This window comes from Kineosporia sp. R_H_3 (assembly GCF_002198675.1).
GTDB lineage: Bacteria > Actinomycetota > Actinomycetes > Actinomycetales > Kineosporiaceae > R-H-3.
In genome coordinates this window covers 1-8,932 of record NZ_MWLL01000190.1, presented here as the reverse complement: position 1 = coordinate 8,932, position 8,932 = coordinate 1, and the positions used below count along the sequence as shown (strand labels likewise).

Sequence of the window (8,932 nt, the reverse complement as noted above, 5' to 3'; positions counted from 1 at the left end):
GACGACCGGGCGGCGCCCGGTCGTCGTGGCCGCCGCCGCCGCGGCGGCGCTCGGTGCGGCCGCTGCCGGTTCCGCCGTCCTCGTCCGGCGCACCCGGACCCCGGCGCCGCTCGCCGTGGACCTGCCGGTGACGGTCTCCGGCACCGCCGTCCCGTCGACCGAGCCGCTCGCCGTCCCCGGCCTGTCCCCGTACGTCACGCCGGTCGACCGGTTCTACCGGATCGACACCGCACTGCTCGTCCCCCACCCGGACGCACGGCAGTGGCGCCTGACGGTCGACGGCGCGGTGGACCGACCGGTGACGCTGACCTACGGCGACCTCCTCGAGCTGGCCACGGCGGCCGAGCCGGTCACGCTGTCGTGCGTCTCGAACGAGGTCGGCGGCGACCTCGTCGGCAACGCGCTGTGGCAGGGCGTGCCGCTGTCCACGCTGCTGGACCGGGCCGGCGTCCGGCCGGGCGGCAGCCAGATCCTCGGGCACTCGCTGGACGGCTTCACCGCAGGTTTCCCGACCGCGCTCGCCCTCGACGGCCGTCCGGCGCTGGTGGCGGTCGGCATGAACGGCGAGCCGCTGCCCGCCGAGCACGGGTACCCGGCCCGGATCGTCGTCGCCGGTCTCTACGGCTACGTGTCCGCGGTCAAGTGGCTGAGCCGGATCGAGCTGACCGGCTGGGACGACGCCGACGGCTACTGGATCCCGCGCGGCTGGTCCAAGGAAGGGCCGATCAAGACCCAGTCGAGGATCGACGTGCCCCGCGCCGGGGACGTCCTGACACCCGGTCGGGTCGTCGTCGCCGGCGTCGCCTGGGCACCGACGCGCGGCATCAGGGCCGTGGAGGTCCAGGTGGACGACGGCCCGTGGGAGCGGGCGGACGTCGGCGCCGTCGCCTCCGCGAACACCTGGGCGCAGTGGCGCTGGACCTGGGACGCCACCGCCGGCACCCACACCCTCGCCGTCCGCGCGATCGACGGCACCGGCGACCCCCAGGTCGCCGCCCCGCACGAGCCGGCACCCAGCGGCGCCACCGGGCTGCACCGCCGCGAGGTCACGATCCGGGCAGCCTCGTGACCGCCCGACGGACCCTCGCCCTGGCGCTCCTGCTCGCCGTCGCCGGAGGCGGCTCGGTGGTGGTGGCGCAACGGTCGGGAGCGGACGCGGTCTCCACCCTGACCGGCACGGACGGCGCGCGGCCGGCGCCCGGCGCGGCGGCCGACCCCGCCGACCTCGCGGGCACCCTGCCGGTGGGCGCGCCCGCTCCCGCGGTCCGGGCGCAGGGGTGGCTCAACACCGCTCCCCTCACGCCGGCCGACCTGCGTGGCCGGGTCGTGCTCTACGAGTTCTGGACCTTCGGGTGCGTCAACTGCCGCAACGTCCAGCCCTACGTCAAGGCGTGGCACGCGCGCTACGCGGCGGACGGGCTGGTCGTCGTGGCGGTGCACACCCCCGAGTTCGGCTACGAGGCGGATCCCGACGCCGTTCGCGCCTACGTCGAGGAGAACGGCCTGGGGTACCCGGTCGCGCTCGACCCGGACGGGACCGTCTGGCGGGACTTCGGCAACCGGTACTGGCCGCAGTTCTACCTCCACGACCGGGACGGCAGGCGCCGGGTCGTGAAGATCGGTGAGGGCGGTTACGACACGACGGAGGACGCGATCCGCGCCCTGCTCGGGATCGGCGCCGACGCCCCGCGCGCCGTGACGCCATGAGCGGGTACGCCTACGTGGCGCTGTTCGGTGCAGGCGTGTCGACCGTCGCGGCCCCGTGTGTGCTGCCTCTGCTCCCGGCGTACGTCACCGTCGTCCTGGACGCCGCCGCCCGCGGCGGGCGCGCAGCCGTGCTCGGCGCCGGGCTGGCGTTCGTGGGCGGCTTCTCCCTGGTCTTCGTCGCGCTCGGGACCGCAGCCGGTGCGCTCGGCGCGATCCCCGGCTCCCAGGTCGTGCTCACCCGGGTCGCGGCCGCCGTCCTCGTCGCCGTCGGGCTGGCCGTCGTCCTGCGCCCCCGGGGCCTCTCCTGGTGGCCGACGCTGCGCCTCCTGCCCTGGACCGGCGCCGGCCGCGGCAGGTGGTTGCGGCCGTTCGCGCTGGGGACGGCGTTCGCCGGCACCTGGACGCCGTGCGTGGGCCCGCTGCTCGGCGCGGCCCTGGTCACCGCCGGCGCCGGAGGCGACCCGCTCGACGGCGCCGGGCTGCTCGCCGTCTACAGCGCCGGGCTGTCGGTCCCGTTCCTCGTGCTCTGCCTGGCCGCGGGACCGCTCGTGGGCACCCTGCCGGGCCTCGCCCGCCGGCTCGGACGCGGCGCCCTCGTGGCGCAGCGCGTCGCGGGCGGTCTGCTCGTCCTCCTCGGACTCCTGCTCGCCGACGGCCGCCCCGGATGGGCCGGCCTCGCACCGGTGGGCGGATGACGGCGGAGCGCCTCGCTCCGCCGCCGCACGACGCACCACGACCCGGAAGGACCATCAGAACCATGAAGGCAGCCCTGACCCTCACCGCTGCGGCGGCGCTCGCGACCGTCCTCACCGCTTGCGGCGGCACCTCCGACACCGCCCAGCCGGCCGCCCCGACGTCGTCCGTGGCGTCCGCGTCGGCCGACGAGGCTGCCGCGATGGCCGCCGACCACAAGGACAAGTTCTGCGCCTCGGCGACAGCACTGGGGTCGCTGTCCAAGGCGTCGGGGGACGCCATGGCCATGGACCCCGCCGGGGCGGCCAAGGACTTCGCGGCCCTCGGGCAGAAGGTGAAGGCGCTCAGGCCCGACGCCGCCACCCCCGAGCTCATGGCGGACATCGACGTCGTCGTCGCCAGGCTCGTGCTCGACGAGATGGTCGAGAGCCACAAGGCGGACGGCACCGACGTCGACGAGGCGATGGCGAAGCTCGACGACGCCAAGGCAGGGGCCGAGGCCGCCGCCTCCCGGCTCGTCGGAGCCGTCAAGGAGACCTGCGGCGTCGACATCGCCTGACGTCGCACGCTCGGGTCGGCCCGCCCCCGGGGCGGGCCGGCCCGGGCTGCGCCCCGAGGCACCGGCCCGCAGGCCCGGTCCGCAGGCCCGGTCCGCCGGCGCCCGTCCGACTAGTCTCCTGCCGTGGCCGGAACCGAGCTGGACGAGCTGATCGTCGCGGACGCCGAGGCGCTGCGGGAATGGCTGCTGGGCAACCACTCCACGTCGCCGGGTGTCTGGCTGGCCCTGGGCAGGAAGGGTGGCAGCGTCACGACGCTGACCTGGCAGCAGGCGGTCGACGAGGGCCTGTGCTTCGGCTGGATCGACGGGCAGGGCCGCGCCGGCGACCAGGACATCTCGTGGAGGCGGTTCACCCCGCGCACCGCACGCAGCGGCTGGTCGCAGCGCAACGTCACCCACGTGGCCCGGCTGGAGGCGCAGGGGCGCATGCTGCCCGCGGGCCGTGCCGCCGTCGACGCCGCGAAGGCGGACGGCCGGTGGGCCGCCGCCTACGCTCCCCCGTCGGAGGCCGAGGTCCCCGCGGACCTCGCCGCCGCGATCGCCGCCGACCCGGACGCCCAGGCCATGTTCGACGTGCTCACCAGCACCAACCGCTTCTCCCTCATCTACCGGGTCAACGCCCCCAAGCGACCCGAGACGCGCGCGCGGAAGATCGGCGAGCTCGTCGCGATGCTGGCGCGGCACGAGACGATCCATCCGCAGAAGGCCAGGCCCACGCACCCGCCCCGGCAGACAGGGCCCTGATCACCGATGCCGATGTCCGTCCCGGCCGCGCACGCCGCGCTGCTCGCGATCGTCCCGGGGACCACGGAGGCCGTCCTCGAGGAGAACCGCGAGGGCCGGCTGCACCCGGTGCAGCGCCGACGCATGCTGCTCGAAGGGCGGGTCGCCGGCGGGATCTTCGTGGGCATCGGGGTGGCCGACCTCGGCGCCCTCGCAGCCGCCGGCGGTCTCGACGGCTCACCGGGGCTGCTGGCCCTGACGGTCGCCCTGGTCGGCGTCCCGGTCGCGGTCGGTGCCGCGATCCACCGGTGGTACCTGCGCAGGATCGAGCGACCGGTGACGGTGCAGCGCGGCCGGCTGGTCGGCCGGCGCATCGACGAGCGCACCGTCCACGTCTCGTTCGACGGCGGGGGGCGCGTCTTCGCCGCCGACCCCGACCTGGTCGGTCTGCCGGTCGAGGTCGCCCTCTGGGAGGGCAAGATCGTCGCCGTCGGGCTCGACCACGCCGTCGCCCGGCGCGAGCTCCGGAGGAAGTAACCGGTCTCCGGAGCGGACGCCCTCACCCGCTCGTGACGCGCGTCCCCGCCGTCCCGCCGATGATGTCCGCGATGTCGGCGAGCGCACCGATCACGGCGTCGTGCCCGGTCGCGCGCACGAAGCCGCAGGCCGCCTCGACCTTGGGTCCCATCGAGCCGGCGGGCAGGTCGAGGCGCTCCAGTTCGTCGGGCGTCACCGTGCCGAGCCGTTGCTGCTGCGGCGTCCCCCAGCCGGTGTAGACGCCGTCCACGTCGGTGGCGATGACCAGCAGGTCGGCCTCGAGCTCCTGGGCGAGCAGCGCCGAGGCCAGGTCCTTGTCGATGACCGCCTCGACGCCGTGCAGCTTGCGGTGCTCGTCGTACATCGTCGGGATGCCGCCACCGCCGGCGCAGATGACGATCGTGCCCTGCTCCAGGAGGCTGCGGATCGGGCGGATCTCGAAGATCCGTCTCGGCCTCGGGCTCGCGACGACGCGACGGAACCCGTCGCCGTCCGCGGCGACGGTCCAGCCCTTGTCCGCCGCGAGCCGCTCGGCCGTCGGGCGGTCGTAGACCGGGCCGATCGGCTTGGTGGGGTGCAGGAACGCCGGGTCGTCCCGGTCGACCTCGATCATCGTGAGCAGGGTCGCGAAGGGCTGCTCGACGGGCAGCAGGTTGCCCAGCTCCTGCTCGATGACGTAGCCGATCATCGCCTCGGTCTGCGCGCCGAGGACGTCGAGCGGGTACGGCGCGACGTCGGCGTACGCCGCCGCCTGCAGAGCCAGGAGCCCGACCTGCGGGCCGTTGCCGTGCGCCACGACGAGCTCGTTGCCCGGTGCGACGAGCGCGATCTTCTCCGCCGCCACCCGGATGTTGGTCCGCTGGTTCTCCGCGGTCAGAGGCTGGCCGCGCCGCAGCAGCGCGTTGCCGCCGAGCGCGACGACGATGCGCACGGCCGTTACGCCAGCGCGGCCACGAGGACCGCCTTGATCGTGTGCATGCGGTTCTCGGCCTGCTCGAAGGCGATGTTGGCCGGGCTCTCGAAGACCTCCTCGGTCACCTCGACGCCACCGGCCAGCTCCGGGTACTGCGCCGCGATCCGGGCGCCCACCGTGGTCTCGGCGTTGTGGAAGGCCGGCAGGCAGTGCATGAACCGCACGCGCGGGTTGCCGGCGGCGGCCATGAGCTCCTTGCCGACCTGGTACGGCAGCAGCAGGTCGATCCGCTCGCCCCACGTCTCGATCGGCTCGCCCATCGACACCCAGACGTCGGTGTGGATGAAGTCCACGCCGAGCACGGCCTCGACGGGGTCCTCGGTGACGAGCATCCGGGCACCGGACGCGGCGGCGAACTCGCGGCACATCGCGACGTGCTCCTCGCCGGGCCACAACGCCTTCGGCGCCCCGATCCGCACGTCCATGCCGAGCTTGGCGCCGACGAGGAGCAGCGAGTTCGCGACGTTGTTGCGGCCGTCGCCGACGAAGGCGTAGGCGATCTCGTGCAGCGGCTTGCTCGTGTGCTCGGTCATCGTGAGGACGTCGGCGAGCATCTGCGTCGGGTGGAACTCGTCGGTGAGCCCGTTGAAGACCGGGACTCCGGCGTACTCCGCGAGGACCTCGACGATCTCCTGGCCGGCGCCGCGGTACTCGATGGCGTCGTACATCCGCCCGAGCACCCGTGCGGTGTCCTTCATCGACTCCTTGTGCCCGATCTGCGAGGACGTCGGGTCGATGTACGTGACGTGGGCGCCCTCGTCGAAGGCCGCCACCTCGAACGCGCAGCGCGTGCGGGTGGAGGTCTTCTCGAAGATCAGGGCGATGTTCTTGCCCGCGAGGCTGCGCCGCTCGGTGCCGGAGTACTTCGCGCGCTTGAGGTCACGCGCGAGGTCCAGCAGGTAGTGCAGGTCGCGCTCGGAGTGGTGGACCAGGGAGAGCAGGTTTCGGTTGCGGTTGTTGAACGGCACGACGGTTCCTCTGGTTGTCGGTGACGTCTCAGACGTAGAGCGGGTCGCGCAGGATCGGGCAGGTCATGCACCGGCCGCCGCCCCGGCCGCGGCCGAGCTCGCTGGCGGTGATGGTGACGACCTCGACGCCGGCCTTGCGCAGCGCGGTGTTCGTGAGGATGTTGCGGTCGTAGCCGATGACGACCCCCGGCCCGAGCGCGACGACGTTGTTGCCGTCGTCCCACTGCTCGCGCCGGATGCCGTAGATGTCCCCGGCGGTCGTGACGACCCGCAGGTCCACCCCGACGGCCTCCCCGATCGTCTCGACGAGGCCCTTCGGCTCACGTCGGACGTCCAGGCCCGACGGGCCGTCGCCCGGGCGGAGGCTGAAGGGCACGATGCCGTCGACGACGGGCGGGTACGCCGTCACGAGGTCGTGGTCGGCGAAGGTGAAGACGGTGTCCAGGTGCATCGCCGCCCGCACCCGGGGCAGGCTCGCGACGATCACCCGCTCCGCCGCGCCGGCGGCGAACAGGTTGCGCGCCACCTGGGTGATGGCCTGGTGCGAGGAGCGCTCACCCATGCCGATGACGACGACGCCGCGGCCCACCGGCATGACGTCGCCGCCCTCGAGGGTGGCCATGCCCTGGTCCCCGGGGCGGCCGTCGAGGTCGCCGAGCCAGACGGCGTACTCCTCGCCGGCGAACGCCGGGTGGAAGCGGTAGACGGCGGTCGACAGCAGCGTCTCCTGGCGGCGGGCCGGCCAGTACATGGGGTTCAACGTGACGCCCCGGAAGATCCACGACGTGTTGTCCCGCATGAACTGGGTGTTCGGCAGCGGTCGGATGACGAACCCGGCGGGGTCCAGCTCGCTGAACGCCGCCAGGAACGCCCCGCCGACCTCCTCGGGGACGTCCTGGTAGGCCACCCCGCCGATGAGCAGCTCCGCGAGCCGGGCGCTCGGCAGGTCCTCGAGCCAGGCCCGCACCTCGCCGGTGAGGCCGACGCCGATGAGACCGTCGGTGATCTTGCGGTCCAGCACCCAGGTGCGCGCCTCCGGCTGGTCGAGGACGTCGGCCAGCAGGTCGCTGAGGTCGAGCACCTCCACGCCGCGTTCCTCCATCTTCGCCACGAAGTCGAAGTGGTCGGTCCTGGCCTGGTGCACCCAGATCACGTCGTCGAAGAGCAGCTCGTCGCAGTTCTCCGGGGTCAGCCGCTGGTGGGCCAGGCCCGGCGCGCAGACGAGCACCCGGCGCAGCCGGCCCGCCTCGGACCACACCCCCACCTGCGGCTCGCGGACGAGGTCCGGACGGCCGCCCGCAGCGATGGTGTCGGGGACGGCGGCCGGGACGGTGGCGGTGACGGTGTCGTTCATGGTGGCGGCTCCCGTCGCTCAGAGCACGGACAGGTTGCCGGTGGCGAGCATCGCGACGGCGACCACCGAGGCGAGCGCCACGACGGCCACCGCCCCGAGCTCGGGCCGGGTGAAGACGGGCAGCCCGCTCTCGCGGCGGGCCCAGACGAAGCCGGCCGTGCCGACGAGGTAGAAGAGCGCGGCGACGAGCAGGTACTGCCAGCCGCCGGCGTAGACGAGCCAGCCCGCGTACACCAGGGCGACGAGGCCCGTGGTCAGGTCACGCACCCGGCCGCCGCCGTGCTCGTAGGTCTCGCCCCGGGCCGCCAGCAGGACCTGGTACCCCGCGGACCACAGGTACGGCAGCAGGATGAGAGACGTCGCGAGGTAGACGAGGTTGGTGTACGTGCTCTGGTTGAAGAGCGTCCAGACGAGCAGCAGCTGCACGCAGCCGTTGGTGAGCCAGAGGGCGTAGGACGGCGCCCCGTGCGCGTTCTCGTGGGCCAGCGCCTCGGGCATCACGTGCTCCAGGGCCGGCAGCCGGAGGATCTCGACGCACAGCATCACCCAGGCGATGAGCGCGCCCAGGAGGGAGACGACCAGGCCGACGGAGATGAAGCCGGCCCCCCAGCTGCCCACCTCGTTCTCGAGCAGCCCCGCCATCGACGGGTCGTCGAGCCCGGCGACCGCGGCCTGGGTCATGAGCCCGTAGGACAGCAGGTTCACCGCGAGCAGCAGGACCAGGACGCCCGCGAAGCCCAGCACGGTCGCCCGGCCGACGTCCTTGCGGTCCACGGCACGCTGCGAGTAGACCGCCGCGCCCTCGATGCCGATGAACACCCAGACGGTCACGAGCATCATGTTCTTGACCTGGTCGAGGGTGCTGCCGAGGGAGGCGCCGTCGATCTCGGTGCTCCGGCCCCAGACGTCGGCGCTGAAGAGGCCGGCCTTGAAGCCGACGGCCGCGACGGCGATGAACGTCAGGATCGGGACGATCTTGGCGATCGTCACGACGGTGTTGACGAACGCCGCGGTGCGGACGCCGCGCAGCACCATCGCGTGGACGACCCACAGCACGACCGACGCCCCGACGATCGCCGTCACGGTCGTGCCGCCCTCGAACGTCGGGAAGAAGTAGCCCAGGGTGGAGAAGAGCAGCACCAGGTAGGCGACGTTGCCGACCCAGGCCGACACCCAGTACCCCCACGCCGAGCTGAAACCGATGTAGTTCCCGAACCCGGCGCGGGCGTAGCCGTAGACACCGCCGTCGACCTCGGGCTTGCGCTGCGCGAGCGACTGGAAGACGAAGGCCAGCATGAGCATGCCGACACCCGTGACGAGCCAGCCGAGGAGCAGCGGCCCGGGCGCGGCGCTGCCCGCCATCTGGGAGGGCAGGGCGAAGATGCCGCTGCCGATCATGGAGCCCACGACGAGTGCGG

At 73.5% G+C, this 8,932-nt stretch carries 10 protein-coding genes; 6 read left to right on the top strand and 4 right to left on the bottom strand.

All coding sequences use genetic code 11. The features are described 5' to 3' along the window. The 6 genes from ECOMGDLI_RS22670 to ECOMGDLI_RS22645 form a co-directional block, all read left to right on the top strand. On the top strand, positions 1–1,069 hold a 1,069-nt coding region (locus ECOMGDLI_RS22670; protein WP_143447856.1), incomplete at its 5' end, for a molybdopterin-dependent oxidoreductase. Next, a complete protein-coding gene (locus ECOMGDLI_RS22665) occupies positions 1,066–1,707 on the top strand; it encodes a redoxin family protein (RefSeq protein ID WP_158221105.1) in 642 nt (213 codons plus the stop codon). The genes ECOMGDLI_RS22670 and ECOMGDLI_RS22665, both read left to right, overlap by 4 nt. Next, the gene (locus ECOMGDLI_RS22660) at positions 1,704–2,402 is read left to right on the top strand and encodes a cytochrome c biogenesis CcdA family protein (RefSeq protein ID WP_088319126.1); all 699 of its coding nucleotides are present in this window, start codon (positions 1,704–1,706) and stop codon (positions 2,400–2,402) included. The genes ECOMGDLI_RS22665 and ECOMGDLI_RS22660 overlap by 4 nt, the downstream gene beginning before the upstream one ends. 62 nt (positions 2,403–2,464) lie before the next feature. Next, positions 2,465–2,959 (top strand): hypothetical protein, encoded by a 495-nt coding sequence (locus ECOMGDLI_RS22655; protein WP_088319125.1) that lies wholly within the window; start codon positions 2,465–2,467, stop codon positions 2,957–2,959. Positions 2,960–3,082: 123 nt separating this feature from the next. Beyond that, positions 3,083–3,703, top strand: coding sequence for a YdeI family protein (locus tag ECOMGDLI_RS22650; protein ID WP_088319124.1), 621 nt, complete (start codon positions 3,083–3,085; stop codon positions 3,701–3,703). Between the two features lie 6 nt (positions 3,704–3,709). Further along, positions 3,710–4,219 (top strand): hypothetical protein, encoded by a 510-nt coding sequence (locus tag ECOMGDLI_RS22645; RefSeq protein WP_088319123.1) that lies wholly within the window; start codon positions 3,710–3,712, stop codon positions 4,217–4,219. Positions 4,220–4,241: 22 nt separating this feature from the next. Here ECOMGDLI_RS22645 and arcC read toward each other — a convergent pair whose 3' ends face one another. From arcC to arcD, 4 genes are all read right to left on the bottom strand, one after another. Next, positions 4,242–5,150, bottom strand: a complete 909-nt coding sequence (arcC, locus tag ECOMGDLI_RS22640; RefSeq protein WP_088319122.1) for a carbamate kinase — start codon at positions 5,148–5,150, stop codon at positions 4,242–4,244. Between the two features lie 5 nt (positions 5,151–5,155). Further along, entirely contained in the window at positions 5,156–6,160 is a 1,005-nt protein-coding gene (locus ECOMGDLI_RS22635) for an ornithine carbamoyltransferase (protein WP_088319121.1), read from the bottom strand. Between the two features lie 28 nt (positions 6,161–6,188). Next, on the bottom strand, positions 6,189–7,514 hold the full coding sequence (locus ECOMGDLI_RS22630; RefSeq protein ID WP_088319120.1) for an arginine deiminase: 1,326 nt from the start codon (positions 7,512–7,514) through the stop codon (positions 6,189–6,191). An 18-nt stretch (positions 7,515–7,532) separates the two neighbouring features. Next, on the bottom strand, positions 7,533–8,932 hold a 1,400-nt coding region (gene arcD / locus ECOMGDLI_RS22625), incomplete at its 5' end, for an arginine-ornithine antiporter (protein WP_143447854.1).